Raw genomic sequence first — 14990 nt, 5'->3', positions numbered from 1 at the left:
GTATCACTTAACCAGAAAATATTATTCTTCTGTTGGTGTTACTTGTTCTGTTTCGGTGTTCTTTGATTCTATCGTCGCTTGTTCAGCTTCAAGTTCCATTTTCTCGCGATCTGCTTTACAAATATATTTTGGTTTATTATGCGATCGACTATTTTTCGTTTGAGTTCTACGGTGCTTTTTTAAAAGAGTCTCTTTGACTTTATTTTTACGGCTCATTTTATTACCACATTAAATCATCAGGAATAACGAATTCCGCATACGGGTCGTCTTCATCCTGTGCATCTTCCGCGATAACGTTGTTAAGTACAACAACTGATTCATCACGCAGTGTAATTTTATCAGCAACACCAGCAGGAACAATTTCATAGTCTTCATTAAAATGAACAATAGCAAGACGGCCTGCAATTAATTGTGTTTGCATTGTTTTGTCTACATACATTTTTTTAACTAGCGTGCCATCAGTAAAGTTATAGCCGATATCGCCATGAGTGCGATCCAGCTTATTTGCTGTGATCAATTGTTTGATTTGTGCCGTTAACTCTTTTTGCTCTTTCTCTGCTTTGTGCTTAAGGCTTAGTTCTTTGTCTTTTTCTGCTTGAGCTGCTTTGTTTAGTTCAACCGCAGCTTTTGCTTCACGATTTTGAACGCGTGATTTTTTTGAAGCTTTCTTTGCTTTTGCTACTTTCTTTTGGTTCACTAACCCAGCTTTTAGCATTTGCTCTTGTAAGCTTAGTGCCATAAATAATTCCTAATAATAACGATGTCGAATTCCGACGATTATCCCATGAGTTGTATGGGATTTAAAGGACATAGAGAGAAGTAAAGATGAAAACACCTTGTATTGCAGCTTGTAAAAACGAAGATGGTATCTGTATTGGTTGCAAACGAACCATCACTGAGATTATGGAGTGGAAATCAATGACAGATGAAGAGAGAGATAATGTGATGGATAGATTGTCTGGAAAAACACCCACACATACTTGCCCAGAATGTACAAAACCTACTCAATGTGACATTAAAATGGGTATGGAAACGTGTTGGTGTTTTGAGGTTGATACTCGTGATGTGGGTATTGTTTCTGAGAACTCTGAGTGTTTATGCCAACATTGCTTATCAAGAAAGCCTATAGCGTGATATTTACGTGCTAAGCTATAGCATAAGTAGATTAAAGTGATGTAGATCAATTAGCAAAGTTGATAAAATAACCTATCCTTTGGGAATAATTAACATGGTTAACAATTATCACATAAAATTAAGCTGACATAATTGTTAATAATTCTACATATTTTATTTCAATTAAATATATTTCTGGATGAACGCAAAAAACTAGTAGATAAAAGGCGTTATCTTGAAAATTTAATTGAAGCACTATTTGTGAGGGATTAAAATCTATGTCAGATAGGTTCGATAACTTGTTAACATTTTCTATATTTATAAAGTAGAAAGATAACTAGGAATAAAATAATTATGAGCAATGCAATAAAGCAAAATGATGGAGCGGAACGTTCATCTGAATGGAAAGCCTTTTTCTTCATCACAGTTGTTCTTTTCCCAATTCTAAGTGTGGGAGTGGTGGGTGCTTACGGTTTCTCTGTATGGTTCATGCAGATGCTGTTTTTTGGTATGCCTGGTCACGGTTGATTCTCTCGTTTAGAAAGAATCGAAACAACAATTAGAATTAGATAAGAAAGAGAAGCAATTATGATATCATTACTTAAAAAAGCTTGGTCGGTTTTTGCCCGTCCAAGTGTACATATCAGCTTGGGTGTTCTTACCCTTGGTGGTTTCGTTGCCGGTGTTATTTTCTGGGGTGGCTTTAACGTTGCCTTAGAAGCGACAAATACAGAAGAATTCTGTGTGAGCTGTCATGCTGACAATATTCAACCTGAATATGCAGGTACAATTCACGATAAAAACCGTTCTGGTGTTCGTGCAACATGTCCTGATTGTCATGTTCCTCACGATTGGACTTCTAAAATTGCTCGTAAAATGCAAGCAAGTAAAGAAGTATTCGCTCACGTATTTGGTTTCATTGATACTCCAGAGAAATTTGAAGAGCGTCGTATCGTTTTAGCCCAGCACGAATGGGACCGTTTTAGCGCGAACAAATCTCTTGAGTGTCGTAACTGTCATGACTATGACGGTATGGATTTCTCTAAAATGCAGCCTACAGCACGTATTCAAATGCAAGGTGCAAAAGAGCGTGATCAAAGTTGCGTAGATTGTCATAAAGGTATTGCACACAGCCTTCCTGCAAATATGGACAGTTCTGGCGGTATGGTTGGTGAGTTAACTCAACTAGCAAGCAACACTAAATACGAAGATGGTCAAACTTACGTTTCTGTTCGTCACCTTCCAATGTATGAAGATGATAAATTGACAGTTGAAGCGGGTCTATTAAACCCTGCCTCTCAAGTGACTGTACTTGAAGAGAAAGACGATGCAATGAAAGTTGCAATTGAAGGCTGGCGTAAAGTTAAAGGTTTCGGTCGTGTTATCCAAGAAGATTTTGGTATGAACATTGCCGTTGGTGCTTTGCTTAAAGATGCAGCTCAAAACGATAAGTTTGTACAGAAATTTGAAACTAAAGAAGATGATCTAACCGGTCTACCTTGGCAGCGTGTAACGGTAAGTCTGTGGATGAAGAAAGAAGATTTCTTACCTGATTACACTACCGTTTGGCAAAAAGCGGAAGAGTCATACAAAACTAACTGTTCAGTATGTCACACTCAACCAGCAGAAGCGCATTTTGATTCTAACACATGGCCAGGTATGTTTGACGGTATGATGGCGTTCGTTAACTTCGATACAGACAGTAAATCACTTGTATTGAAATACCTACAAAAACACTCTTCAGATTTTTCTGACGAAAAACACTAAGAATTAATGGAGTAGATAGAATTATGCCTATTAGCAGAAGAAGTTTTCTAAAAGGTGTTGCAACAACAAGTGCAGTATCTTTAGTGGGTCCAAGCCTACTAATGTCTTCAAAAGCCAATGCAGCAGAAACAACAGGCACATGGCGTACATCTGGCTCGCATTGGGGTGCATTCCGTGCACACATCTATGCGGGTAAAGTACAAGAGATTAAAGCATTAGAAATGGATAAGCACCCAACAGACATGTTGGATGGTATCAAAGGTATTATTTATAGCCCAAGCCGCGTACGTTACCCAATGGTACGTCTAGATTGGCTGAAAAAACATAAGTATTCAGCTGAGACTCGCGGTAACAATCGTTTTGTACGTGTCACTTGGGATGAAGCGTTAGATTTATTCTACCGTGAGCTTGAGCGTGTTCAAAAAGACTACGGTCCATGGGCTCTACATGCAGGTCAAACGGGTTGGAACCAAACAGGTTCTTTCCATAACTGTACTGCTCAAATGCAGCGTGCTGTTGGTATGCACGGTAACTTCATCAAGAAAGTAGGTGACTACTCGACGGGTGCTGGTCAAACGATCATGCCTTACGTACTTGGTTCTACAGAAGTATACGCGCAAGGCACATCTTGGTCTGAAATCCTAGAGCATTCAGATAACATTATCTTATGGGCGACGGATCCAGTTAAAAACCTACAAGTAGGTTGGAACTGTGAGACTCATGAATCTTACGCGTACCTAGAGCAACTTAAAGAAAAAGTAGCGAAAGGCGAAATCAACGTACTTTCTGTTGACCCTGTTAAAAACAAAACACAGCGTTATTTACAGAATGACCACATGTACATTAACCCACAATCTGATGTGGCGTTCATGTTGGCTGTTGCTTACACGCTATACACAGAAGATATGTATGATAAGAAGTTTATCGAAACTTACTGTTTAGGTTTTGATGAATTCATGCAATACGTACTTGGTGAGACTAAAGATAAAGTAGTTAAAACTCCTGAGTGGGCTTCTGAAATTTGTGGCGTATCACCAGAGCAAATTCGTGAATTCGCGAAGATGATGTCTACAGGTCGTACACAGATCCTATTTGGTTGGTGTATTCAACGTCAACAACACGGTGAGCAACCATACTGGATGGGTACGGTTCTATCTGCAATGACAGGTCAAATCGGTCTAGCAGGTGGCGGTGTATCTTACAGCCACCACTACTCAAGTGTTGGTGTTCCGTCTACTGGTTTCTCAGGCCCTGGTGGTTTCCCTCGTAATGTGGACCAAGGTCATGAACCTAAGTGGAATAACAACGACTTTAACGGTTACAGCAACACAATTCCGGTTGCTCGTTGGATCGACTGTTTATTAGAACCAGGTAAAGAGATCCGTTACAACGGCTCTAAAGTTGTATTACCTGATTTCAAAATGATGGTTATTTCTGGTAATAACCCTTGGCATCACCACCAAGATCGTAACCGTATGAAGAAAGCGTTCCAAAAACTTCAAACGGTTGTAACGATTGATTTTGCTTGGACTGCAACGTGTCGTTTTTCAGATATCGTACTTCCAGCATGTACGCAATGGGAACGTAATGATATTGACCAATATGGTTCATACTCTGCACGTGGCCTAGTAGCAATGCACAAACTGGTTGATCCACTATACCAATCAAAATCTGATTTTGAGATCATGACAGAACTGACTCGTCGTTTTGGCCGTCATAAAGAATATACTCGTGGTATGGATGAGATGGAGTGGATCCGTTCACTTTATGCTGATTGTCGCACAGCAAACGAAGGCAAATTTGAAATGCCTGAATTTGATGTATTCTGGGAAAAAGGTGTTCTAGACTTTGGTGAAGGTAAACCATGGGTTCGTCACGCCGACTTCCGTAAAGACCCTGAAGTTAATGCTCTAGGTACACCTTCTGGTTTCATTGAAATCACAAGTCGTAAAATTGCACGTTTTGGCTATGAAGAATGTCAAGGTCACCCAATGTGGTTCGAGAAATCGGAACGTTCACACGGTGGTCCTGGCTCTAAGAAACACCCATTCTGGATGCAATCTTGTCACCCTGACAAGCGTCTGCACTCACAAATGTGTGAATCTGAAGCATTCCGTGCAACTTACGCTGTTCAAGGCCGTGAGCCGGTATACATTAACCCTCTTGATGCAAAAGAAAAAGGCATTAAAGATGGCGATTTAGTTCGCGTATTTAATGACCGTGGTCAGCTTCTTGCTGGTGCTGTTCTTACTGATAGCTACCCAAGTGGTGTTATCCGTATCGAAGAGGGCGCATGGTATGGTCCATTGAACGAAAAAGTGGGTGCAATCTGTACGTATGGCGATCCAAATACACTAACACAAGATATTCCATCATCTGAGCTTGCTCAGGCGACTTCTGCGAATACATGTTTAGTTAATTTTGAGAAGTTTAAAGGCAAGGTTCCACCAGTTACCTCATTTGGTGGTCCAATTATTGTTGAGTAAGACAATAAAAGTTAATTAATAAAAAAGCACCTCAATGTAGGTGCTTTTTTTGTATCTGCTATTCATATCTTAAGTGGGGGGGGAACATAAAAATAAACGTGTTAATAACTTGTTTGTTGTATTTTTTATTTCTTCATAATTAGTGTTTTTTTGCTATGAGAAAAGCAAAATATGTATTATTCTCTCGCCGAAAATATCACATAAGTGAAATCATTAGGATAATGTAAGAATGCTGCAAAAGTTACTTTCAAATTTAAAAACAAAATACCAAATATTAGTTCCAGTTTTAGTAACTATTATTTTTATGATGATAGCTATTTATTTAGTTAACTCTAAATTAGATTTAACTAATAGAAATGTTCAGATTTCAGATCATCGTAGTCAACAATTGAGTAATGTCTCTATTGCCGAGTCACGTTTGTTATCTCTTCGATTAAGTGTAGCTGCAAGTTTTACAAATATTGAATTGTTAGAATTAATCGACTTTGATGATATTAGTTCGCAGATTAGTTCTAACTTTACCAATATGGTAAATCAACAACGAACACTGCAAAATATGGGGGCAGCGGTTAAGTCACCTGAACAGCTTCAATCTGAAGTCAATGAGCTACTCTCCCTGTTAAATAATTATAAAAAACATTCAGATGAAATTGTAAAAATTTATGATAAAAAGAAAAATCATTGGGATAATTTACTGTATTTAACGACTCATATCTACCAGGCAAGTGAACTAATATTTGCACAATCACAAAGTGAAGAGTCAAAGTTATATTGGGAAAAGGTGCTACCTCAAGTATACGATAAAGTAAACCGTATCGAAGTTCATATAACTTCGCTATATAATGACGATTTACATACATCGGTAAGAAATATCCCAAGAATAGATATGGTTAATAGCGAATTTAATGAATTAGCTAAACTGATTGAACCATTAGAACATGCGGATGCTAAAAATATTCTTGCATCAGCATTTAAAACTCAATCTGAAATTAGTTTTGTATTATGGGATACAACTAATGAAATAAGTAAAAATAAAAAAGAGTTAATTGAGCTTGGAGATAGATTATATAAAGAGTTAAATAAAGAGAGTGCTCGTCTAACTAAAATGAATGGTAATATTTCAGAAGAAAATATGTCATTGATTAATGAAAGTCAGAATTTATTATTATTAGCTATAACGGTTGCTGTCATTATCTCTTTAATTATTGGTGTTGTTATTGCTCAGATCGTAACTAAACCAATTTTAGTGCTTCAAGGACAGATGTCAGATATTTCAAATGGTCGTTTAGACTCATTGAATAATCAATCAAGTGACAATGAAATTGGTGAGCTATGTAAGAATACAGACAGCACTGTAGTTCGCTTACAAGATATGATTAGTAGTTTACGTAACGTTGGTGAAGAAGTTTCTTCATCGTCAACAGAACTTGCCGCAATTATGGTACAAAGTGAGGCGAATGCATCAGATCAAAAATCTCAAGTTGATTTGATTGCGACGGCAATTACTGAATTAGCCGCTTCAGCTAATCAAGTGGATGCTTCGGCAAATCAAGCAGATTTTAAAGCTAAAGAAGTGCTGGGAATGAGTCGTGAGGGAGCTAAATCAGCAGCTGAAGGTGTAAAATTAAGCCAAGATCTTGCTATTCAGATGGATGAAACCTCTACTGAAGTTATGATATTAAAAGATCAAACTGACCGTATCAGTGAAGTCATTACTGTTATTGATTCTATTTCAGAACAAACTAATTTATTAGCGTTGAATGCGGCAATTGAAGCTGCGCGTGCTGGTGAAAGTGGTCGAGGTTTTGCGGTGGTTGCTGATGAAGTTCGTGTGCTTGCTGCTAAGACTCAACAGTCAACTCAGAATATTCAAGATATCATTAATAACTTACAGCAAAAATCATTAACCGTGGTTGATTCAGTTAATCAGTCTATTAATATGATCCATAAAACGGCTCAAATGAGTCTAGATACGAATAATCAGTTATTAAGTATTTCTGACTCAATAGAGCTTATTTCTCAAACTAATGCTGAGATGGCAACTGCTGCTAACGAGCAAAGCAGAGCGATTGAATCTATTAGTGAAAACGTAAATGTAATTACTGAGAGTATTAATCAGAATGTAGATGGGATTAGAGAGTCCACTCAAGCAAGCCAACATTTATCTGAACTTTCTGAAAATCAAAGAGAACAGCTACAGTTCTTTAAAGTATAGAGTAATTAAATATACCAAGTCAGTATCAATGATAACTGACTTGGTATTTTACAATCGTCGATTTTAAACTGAGAATAAAGATGAATGAACATGCTGTAAGGAGCATCAATAAAGACTCATTACTCATTTTGGGATTAACAAATGAAGAAATTGAGTTTGTTTTTTGTACGTTTAATTTTTGCTAAGTCTCTTTTTATTCCCTCAGATCTCCCGTCCCTTACTCGTGGCTATTGCTTGTATTCTTAATCGTAGTATTCTATGTAAATTACATAGTTAGCTGTTTAATTTCGTATAGAAATCAGCAATAGGAAGTTCATGATGAATCCATTATTTTTCTTATGCGGACAAGAAACGATTCCTGTTCAAACCGATTTAGTTTATGAAATGCAAGATGATCAAATCACTATGCGTTTCGCTGGTATCCATAACTCTCCTATTGATAGTCACTACCCTGTTCTACAACTGCCTACACAATTAGAACATGATGCTAAGATCTTAGGTGATGGTTTTCAAATGCTCGCTCAAACCGCAGGGCAAGTTGACTCACCACAAGATATTGGACGCTGTCCTGATAATAGTGCCAGTTATCGCTTGTATTCAGAAAAAGCGAAAAAACGGTTTTATAATTATTTGGTTGTTGAGCAATCAGATGGTTTTACTCTATTTGGATTTACCTCATGCCATCGTTTTGCAGGATATTTTGAAATTCATCAACATCAAGGTGTCAGGAATGTAATGGCTTTTCTAGATGGTGAAGATACTAAACCACAAGATTGGGCAAGTAACCAAATGGAAGCGATGACGGTCGTGAAAGCGAACTCATTGGCTGAGCTTTATGAACTGTATGCAGTTAAAGTACAACAGCAGCACCCAATTCGACCTGGTGTAAAGAAAAATGCCCCTGTTGGTTGGTGTTCGTGGTATGCCTATTATTCTGATGTTACAGAGCAAAATGTTTTAGATAACCTTGAAGTAATGTGCAACGAGCAGCCAGAGCTTGAATGGGTTTTGCTTGATGATGGTTATCAAGCATACATGGGAGATTGGTTAACGCCGTCAAATAAATTCCCTAATGGCATTGAAAACGTATTGGCGGAAATTAAAAGTAGAGGCAAGAAGCCTGCAATTTGGATTGCTCCGTTTATTGCTCAACCTGAATCAGAAGTTTTTAAAAATCACCCAGATTGGTTCGTACGTCATGAAAACGGCGAGTTATTAAAAGCAGAAGATATCACTTATGGAGGTTGGCGCTGCACGCCTTGGTATATTCTTGACACCTCTAAACAAGAGGTTCAGGTACACCTTACCGACGTTATCCGTACCATGAGAGAAGAGTGGGGCGTTGAACTTTTTAAACTGGATGCTAATTTTTTTGGCTGCTTAAAGGGTCATAGAGTTCAGTCTGGTATTACTGGAGTAGAAGCGTATCGTTTAGGTATGCAGGCTATTATCAACGGGGCAGGCGAGGCTCTAATTCTTGGTTGCAATGCACCAATGTGGCCTTCTTTAGGCTTGGTTGATGCAATGCGAGTATCGGATGATGTAGATCGAAATCCAGAACGATTTGAACAAATTGCAAAAGAGACATTTTACCGTAGTTGGCAACACCGTAAGCTATGGCAAATAGATCCTGATTGCGTAACTTTGACATCATTATCGAATCAAGGCACCGAGCGAAAATATTATGAGTTTCATCGTAATGTCATTCTTGCATCTGGTGGATTGACACTATCTGGTGATCCATTATTAGAGTTGAATAGCTTTGCAAAAAAGACATGGAAGAATTTACTTTCACGCCATCGCTTAACACAAGATTCAGCTCAGTTTAAATCGTTATCAAACAACCACTGTACATTAAGACTTAATCATCAACATGAACTTCACTGTCTCTTTAATTATGAAGATGCGCCAATAGAGCACGCATTGGTTGCTGATCAGCCTTCAATTTGGCGTGATTTTTGGACGGGAGAAGCATTAAATGAAGAGCCATCACAAATGTTATTGCTTACATTGGAGAATGGCTTAAGCAGTCGCGCAATTTTGGTATCAATTTAATATAAATTCCCCCTATCTTATACAAAATAAAGGTGGGGGGAATTATTTAGCTTCTAACACTCAATCTTAGGTGTCGCAGCACTAATACGTTGCTTTCTATCATGCGTTGGAGCATCAAAGTGGCTGGCTAGCAAACGTTGGGTGATAGAGTGCTGTGGGCTAGCAAAGACTTCCTGAGTTGGCCCTTTTTCTACCACTTCACCCTCATGCATTACCATCACTTTATCGGTAATATGTTTTACCACACCGATATGTTGTGACACATAAATGAAGGAAATAGCCATCTCTTGCTGAAGTTCTAAGAACAAGTTAATGATCTGAGAACGCATTGCCATATCCAAACCACTCAATGCTTCATCTGCGACGATAATTGATGGTTGTAAGATCAAAGCACGAGCCAAACAGACTCGTTGTTTTTGACCAGTTGCCAGCATTTGTGGGTAGAAATAAGCGTGTTCAGGTAATAAACCGACACGTTGTAGAGTATCTTTTACTCGACGCTCTCTCGCTTCTGGCGGCATATTCGTGTTTCTTTTTAGCGGGCCTTCTAAGATGCGGCCAATCTGAATTCTCGGATTTAGCGAAGAGTTTGGATCTTGAAAGATCATACGAATAAGCTTACAGCGCGTTTTAAAATCTTTGTAATCAAGGATCTCGCCATTAACTTTAATGATACCAGAGGTCGGTTCAACTACGCCTGCTAGCATTCTTGCTAAGGTTGATTTTCCTGAGCCATTAGCGCCGATAAAACCTATTGTTTGGCCCGCTTCTAAAGAAAAACTAACTGGCTTTACCGCCTCTTTAATTTGTTTACGAAACAGTCCTGTGCGAAAGACATAATCTTTTTTAAGATCCGTTACTTCAAGAAGCGCAGTCATTTTTCTTCTCCTCAACATTTAATGGGAAATGACAACTAAATTTGTGATCTTTCACTTTTCTACCTTCAGGCACCTGAACACATTTACGTTGAGCGTAAGGACAACGTGGCCCTAAACGACAGCCAATTGGTAAATGTTGCAAGGGTGGAATCGTCCCTGGCAGAGATTCTAATTTCGCTTTATGGGGGATCCCATCTTTACCAAAATCAGGCATGGCTCGCAGAAGTGCATTGGTATAAGGATGTTTTGGCGCCTCCAAAATATCCTTACGACAAGCAGACTCAACCGATTGGCCGCAGTACATTACGGTAATTCTATCTACCCACTGCGTTAAGGTGATTAAGTCATGGCTGATCAACAGAATCGTGGTGTTATTGACTTGATTCATCCGGCTTAATAGACGGAATATTTGTGACTGGGTCACAGCATCCAATTCATCGGTTGGTTCATCAGCAATTAAGATACGAGGCTTATTGGCAATAGCCATAGCGATCATTACTTTTTGACATTCACCATCCGTTAACTCATATGGATAGCATTTCATTATGCGCTTATGATCTTTGATACCCACTTTATGGAGTAGGGCAATAGCGCCTTTCGTACGCCAATTCCAACGCTGCCACCAACGACCAGTAAAGTATTTTGATGGTATCGCTTCTTTTAATTGGTTACCCACGTGCTCTGATGGATCGAGACAGGTCGACGGTTCTTGGAAGATCATCGCCATTTCACGTCCAATCACTCGGCGGCGCTCTTTTGGTGATAGTGCTAAAAGGTCAATATTGCCTAATCGCATTCTATCAGCACTGATCTTCCAGTTATCTTTGGTGATGCCTAAAATTGCTTTAGCGACAAGAGACTTGCCAGAACCTGATTCACCCACAAGGCCACGGATCTCTCCTTCATTCAGGGTTAAACTCATACGGTCTACGGCCTTTACCATTCCTTGTGGAGTTTCAAGTTCGATAGTTAAATGACGAATATCTAATAAAGGCATTACTCTGTCCCCGCATTTAATGCACGCTGAATACCATCACCAACTAAGTTAATGATAATAACCGTAAAGGTAATAACGATACCTGGTAACGTGACTGTCCATGGAGCGGTATAAATTAATTCAATAGAGTCACCCAAAATTACCCCCCACTCAGAGCTAGGCGCCTGTGCACCTAATCCAAGAAAGCCTAATGCAGTAATGTCTAAAATCGCGACAGAAATGGCTAATGTCATCTCCGCAACAATAATACTTAAAATATTCGGTAGAACAGAGTTCCATAATAAATAGAAGTTATTTGCGCCATCTAAACGAGCGGCAAGGATATAAGCTTTCTCCATCTCATTATGTACTGCGGTGTATACAGCACGAATGAAGCGTGGGATTAGTGCTAGCCAGATAGCCAGTAGAATAGTAAATTCGCCAAAGCCTAAAAAAGCGACGAAAATAATAGCGAGAAGAAGCGATGGGATAGATAAGATAGTATCTAATAAGTGATTTAATATACTGGATAATAGACCTTGAGTCATGCCTGCAAAAATACCAATAATACAACCGACAAAGCCGGACAATAGGGCGACAAGCAGGGCATTGCCAAAAGTTAATTGTGATCCCATTAGCAAACGAGAAAGAATATCGCGGCCTAAATCATCAGTGCCTAAGAAAAAAGCGACATCACCCTCAGAGCTCCATGATGGAGGCATCAGTAAATTATCAGATTGCCATTGTGGATCATATGGGCTCAGCCAAGGCGAGGTGATGGTGATAATAATGATCAGTAATAAACACCAGAACCCGAACATAGCTAAAGAGTTGGATCGAAAATTCAACCAAAAACGTTCCATTTGAGTCGGAATATGTTCTTCTTGATAAACACTATTTGAGAGCATAGAACTCTTTCCTTACTAATGGGTTTACTGAAGCACCCAATAAATCCGATAAAATATTAGCGAGTAAAATAAATGAAGCAACGGTAATTACCCCAGCTTGAACAGCAACAAAATCATGTTTAATGATGGCATCTAATAACCAGCGACCAACTCCTGGCCAGTTAAAAATAGACTCAGTTAAAATCGCGGCAGTGAATAAACCAGAGAGTTGGATACCTAATTTAGGAATAATTGGCGGTAATGCGTTACGAATAATGTGTTTGACCATGATTTCAAATTTAGATAAGCCCTTAGTATGGGCGACTTTAATGTAGTTTTTAGTGATCACCGTTGAAACGGAAGAACGCATTAAACGAATTACTTCAGTCATCGGTGCAATGGACAGTACCAAGGTTGGTAGAATGAGATGTTGGATAATATTTTCAAGCATTTCAGCACGATAAGGTGATTTAGAAGCCAATACATCAATGAATGCAAATCCAGTTTTTGTATCAAACTCATACAGCAAGCTATAACGACCAGAAACAGGGGTAATCCCTAACTTTAGACTAAAAAACATCAACACGACTAAAGCGATCCAAAATAAAGGCATAGAATAGCCGAGTAGTGCAATCGATGAAATAAGTGTATCCGTAGGTTTGCCTTGACGGATACCTGCAATGGTACCAACAGGGGTTCCAATGATTAATGCGATGAAAAAGGCAAAGAAGCACAGCTCGATGGTAGCAGGGAAAACACGAAGGATCTCATCCAACATGTTCACACCATACTGGTTAACCCCTAAATTACCGTTGGCTAATTGGCCTAAATAGGTTATCCACCCAGAAAAAAAAGAGGTTTGCGACCAAGCGGATGTTTCGTCTAGGCGTAAAATATTAAAACCAATTAATGTCAGAATTAATAACGTAACAATGAATAAATTAAATCGTCGAATAGTATAAATCCACATTATTTCCCCTCCTTAACTCTAACAACACGATGAAATGGATACGTATTAAATGGGCTTAACGTAAACCCTTTTAATGATGACTGATTAGCTTGATATTTCACGCCATGTGCGAGTGGTATGATAGGCATCTCTTCACTCAATAAATTTTGAATTTGACGATATAAATTAATACGATAGCGTGGCTGATTTGTCTCTTTGGCTAAATCAAGCAAGAAATCAAATTCTTCATTACACCAGTTTGCAAGACCAAACTCCGCTTGTTTTGCATTACAAGAAAGTAATGGCCTTAGCATAGTATCTGGATCTGAACTGTTCGCATTCCAGCCAGTTAACACTAAATCGATATTGTTTTCTGCCAGTTCATTGCGGCTTAAAAGATCACTGGTAATGAGCTTGAGTCTAATTCCAATTTTCGCAAAATCGCTTTGAATGATTTCAGCCGATTTTTTAGGGCTTGGATTATAAGAATTATTATCAAGAGGTACCCACATAGAGAGTTCAATATTCTCTTTTATCCCGGCTTCGCGTAATAAACCTTTGGCATAATTTAAGTCATAGCGAATAAAAGAGCTGTCATCGCCATAAGCCCAAGAAGCGGGAGGTAGGATCGATTCCGCTTCAATACCTGAATTATAGTAGACCGAGTTAATTAAGCTTGAACGATCGATAGCAAAATTGAGCGCCTTACGAACGCGCTGATCTTGTAATAATGGATTTTGAGTATTGATAGCAATAAAGGCAACATTGGTCGCCGTTTGTGAATACAACGTCAGTTCATCATTTTCGATAATAATAGGCAGCTGACTCGATATCGGATTTACCACCACATCACATTCTTGACGCAGCAGTTTTGCTAACGAACCAGTGCCTCGGCTTGATATATCAAAGACAACTTGTGACATCTTAGCTTTGCCTTGCCAATAATCATCATGTCGTTTCAAGCGAACCATTTCATTTTGTTGAAATTGAGATAACTTAAAAGGGCCAGTACCAACCGGGAGAAAATCAATCAGATTTTTCTCATCAGATGCAGCGAGTTGCTGAGCATATTCTTCTGAGTGAATGACGGCATAAGAGGCCGCTAAAGAAGATAAAAAGGTGTTATCAGGTGAAGAAAGGGTAAACTGAATTTGATGTGGATTGATGGCTTTAACTGCGGTAACCATGTGAGAAAAATTGATGCTATCAAACCATGGGTAGTGCCCTGAATTGACATTATGGAATGAGTTTTCAGGATTTAAAATACGATTAAAACTAAAGACAACATCATTTGCGCTAAGAAAACGTGTAGGCGTAAATAAATCAGTGGTATGGAAGGCAACATTGGGTTGTAAAGTAAAGGTATAAACCGTGCCCGTCTCATCAACCTGCCAATCGCTTGCCAAATTAGAAGACGGTTTTTGTGTTATCGGGTCAATAATAAGCAAGCGATCATAAATTTGAGCGCTAATGGCTTCAAGAATACTGTTTTCATCAGAAATTTGTGGATTAAAAGCATCCAGATTTCCTGACTCACAGTAAATGAATCCTGTTTCATGAATTGTTTGTTTAATCCCCGCATCATAACAACCAACAAGGCCAAATAACCCTGTAGCCGCTATGAGTATGCGCGCAATAATTTTCATAATAACCGCAGCTTTTAT

At 38.7% G+C, this 14990-nt stretch carries 13 protein-coding genes; 6 read left to right on the top strand and 7 right to left on the bottom strand.

Annotated features, from left to right (window positions below; all coding sequences use genetic code 11):
- Positions 1–21 precede the first annotated feature (21 nt).
- Both PVK62_RS00660 and PVK62_RS00655 read right to left on the bottom strand, forming a co-directional pair.
- Entirely contained in the window at positions 22–216 is a 195-nt protein-coding gene (locus PVK62_RS00660; protein WP_274442678.1) for a DUF2986 domain-containing protein, read from the bottom strand.
- Between the two features lie 4 nt (positions 217–220).
- Positions 221–739: a DUF2058 domain-containing protein gene (locus tag PVK62_RS00655; protein ID WP_274442677.1), complete on the bottom strand. Its 519-nt coding sequence runs from the start codon at positions 737–739 to the stop codon at positions 221–223.
- A gap of 86 nt (positions 740–825) precedes the next feature.
- Between PVK62_RS00655 and PVK62_RS00650 the strand changes: the two genes are divergently transcribed.
- From PVK62_RS00650 to PVK62_RS00625, 6 genes are all read left to right on the top strand, one after another.
- Complete coding sequence (locus PVK62_RS00650) at positions 826–1134, top strand: DUF1289 domain-containing protein (RefSeq protein ID WP_274442676.1); 309 nt, start codon at positions 826–828, stop codon at positions 1132–1134.
- A gap of 333 nt (positions 1135–1467) precedes the next feature.
- Entirely contained in the window at positions 1468–1641 is a 174-nt protein-coding gene (torE, locus tag PVK62_RS00645; RefSeq protein ID WP_274442675.1) for a trimethylamine N-oxide reductase system protein TorE, read from the top strand.
- 60 nt (positions 1642–1701) lie between these two features.
- On the top strand, positions 1702–2880 hold the full coding sequence (torC, locus tag PVK62_RS00640) for a pentaheme c-type cytochrome TorC (RefSeq protein ID WP_274442674.1): 1179 nt from the start codon (positions 1702–1704) through the stop codon (positions 2878–2880).
- Positions 2881–2903: 23 nt separating this feature from the next.
- Complete coding sequence (gene torA / locus PVK62_RS00635; RefSeq protein ID WP_274449324.1) at positions 2904–5366, top strand: trimethylamine-N-oxide reductase TorA; 2463 nt, start codon at positions 2904–2906, stop codon at positions 5364–5366.
- A gap of 229 nt (positions 5367–5595) precedes the next feature.
- Positions 5596–7581, top strand: a complete 1986-nt coding sequence (locus PVK62_RS00630) for a methyl-accepting chemotaxis protein (protein ID WP_274449323.1) — start codon at positions 5596–5598, stop codon at positions 7579–7581.
- Between the two features lie 318 nt (positions 7582–7899).
- The gene (locus tag PVK62_RS00625; RefSeq protein WP_443111749.1) at positions 7900–9636 is read left to right on the top strand and encodes a glycoside hydrolase family 36 protein; all 1737 of its coding nucleotides are present in this window, start codon (positions 7900–7902) and stop codon (positions 9634–9636) included.
- Positions 9637–9689: 53 nt separating this feature from the next.
- Here PVK62_RS00625 and PVK62_RS00620 read toward each other — a convergent pair whose 3' ends face one another.
- From PVK62_RS00620 to PVK62_RS00600, 5 genes are read right to left on the bottom strand one after another with little or no spacing between them, the layout of a single operon-like run.
- A complete protein-coding gene (locus PVK62_RS00620; protein ID WP_274442670.1) occupies positions 9690–10514 on the bottom strand; it encodes a peptide ABC transporter ATP-binding protein in 825 nt (274 codons plus the stop codon).
- A complete protein-coding gene (locus tag PVK62_RS00615; RefSeq protein ID WP_274442669.1) occupies positions 10498–11511 on the bottom strand; it encodes a peptide ABC transporter ATP-binding protein in 1014 nt (337 codons plus the stop codon). The genes PVK62_RS00620 and PVK62_RS00615 overlap by 17 nt, the downstream gene beginning before the upstream one ends.
- Positions 11511–12398, bottom strand: a complete 888-nt coding sequence (gene sapC / locus PVK62_RS00610) for a putrescine export ABC transporter permease SapC (RefSeq protein WP_274442668.1) — start codon at positions 12396–12398, stop codon at positions 11511–11513. The genes PVK62_RS00615 and sapC overlap by 1 nt, the downstream gene beginning before the upstream one ends.
- Positions 12385–13347, bottom strand: a complete 963-nt coding sequence (locus tag PVK62_RS00605) for an ABC transporter permease (protein WP_274442667.1) — start codon at positions 13345–13347, stop codon at positions 12385–12387. Before PVK62_RS00605 ends, sapC begins: the two co-directional genes overlap by 14 nt.
- Positions 13347–14972, bottom strand: coding sequence for an ABC transporter substrate-binding protein (locus PVK62_RS00600; RefSeq protein WP_274442666.1), 1626 nt, complete (start codon positions 14970–14972; stop codon positions 13347–13349). Before PVK62_RS00600 ends, PVK62_RS00605 begins: the two co-directional genes overlap by 1 nt.
- Between the last annotated feature and the right edge of the window lie 18 nt (positions 14973–14990).

This window comes from Aliivibrio sp. S3MY1, assembly GCF_028765575.1.
Taxonomy (GTDB): domain Bacteria; phylum Pseudomonadota; class Gammaproteobacteria; order Enterobacterales; family Vibrionaceae; genus Aliivibrio.
Note: the sequence above shows the minus strand (reverse complement) of the source record. Positions and strands in the feature narration are given on the sequence as shown.

Coding starts and splice junctions, on each gene's coding strand:
- PVK62_RS00660 (WP_274442678.1), bottom strand. CDS start 216: ATGAGCCGTAAAAATAAAGTCAAAGAGACTCTTTTAAAAAAGCACCGT.
- PVK62_RS00655 (WP_274442677.1), bottom strand. CDS start 739: ATGGCACTAAGCTTACAAGAGCAAATGCTAAAAGCTGGGTTAGTGAAC.
- PVK62_RS00650 (WP_274442676.1), top strand. CDS start 826: ATGAAAACACCTTGTATTGCAGCTTGTAAAAACGAAGATGGTATCTGT.
- torE (WP_274442675.1), top strand. CDS start 1,468: ATGAGCAATGCAATAAAGCAAAATGATGGAGCGGAACGTTCATCTGAA.
- torC (WP_274442674.1), top strand. CDS start 1,702: ATGATATCATTACTTAAAAAAGCTTGGTCGGTTTTTGCCCGTCCAAGT.
- torA (WP_274449324.1), top strand. CDS start 2,904: ATGCCTATTAGCAGAAGAAGTTTTCTAAAAGGTGTTGCAACAACAAGT.
- PVK62_RS00630 (WP_274449323.1), top strand. CDS start 5,596: ATGCTGCAAAAGTTACTTTCAAATTTAAAAACAAAATACCAAATATTA.
- PVK62_RS00625 (WP_443111749.1), top strand. CDS start 7,900: ATGAATCCATTATTTTTCTTATGCGGACAAGAAACGATTCCTGTTCAA.
- PVK62_RS00620 (WP_274442670.1), bottom strand. CDS start 10,514: ATGACTGCGCTTCTTGAAGTAACGGATCTTAAAAAAGATTATGTCTTT.
- PVK62_RS00615 (WP_274442669.1), bottom strand. CDS start 11,511: ATGCCTTTATTAGATATTCGTCATTTAACTATCGAACTTGAAACTCCA.
- sapC (WP_274442668.1), bottom strand. CDS start 12,398: ATGCTCTCAAATAGTGTTTATCAAGAAGAACATATTCCGACTCAAATG.
- PVK62_RS00605 (WP_274442667.1), bottom strand. CDS start 13,347: ATGTGGATTTATACTATTCGACGATTTAATTTATTCATTGTTACGTTA.
- PVK62_RS00600 (WP_274442666.1), bottom strand. CDS start 14,972: ATGAAAATTATTGCGCGCATACTCATAGCGGCTACAGGGTTATTTGGC.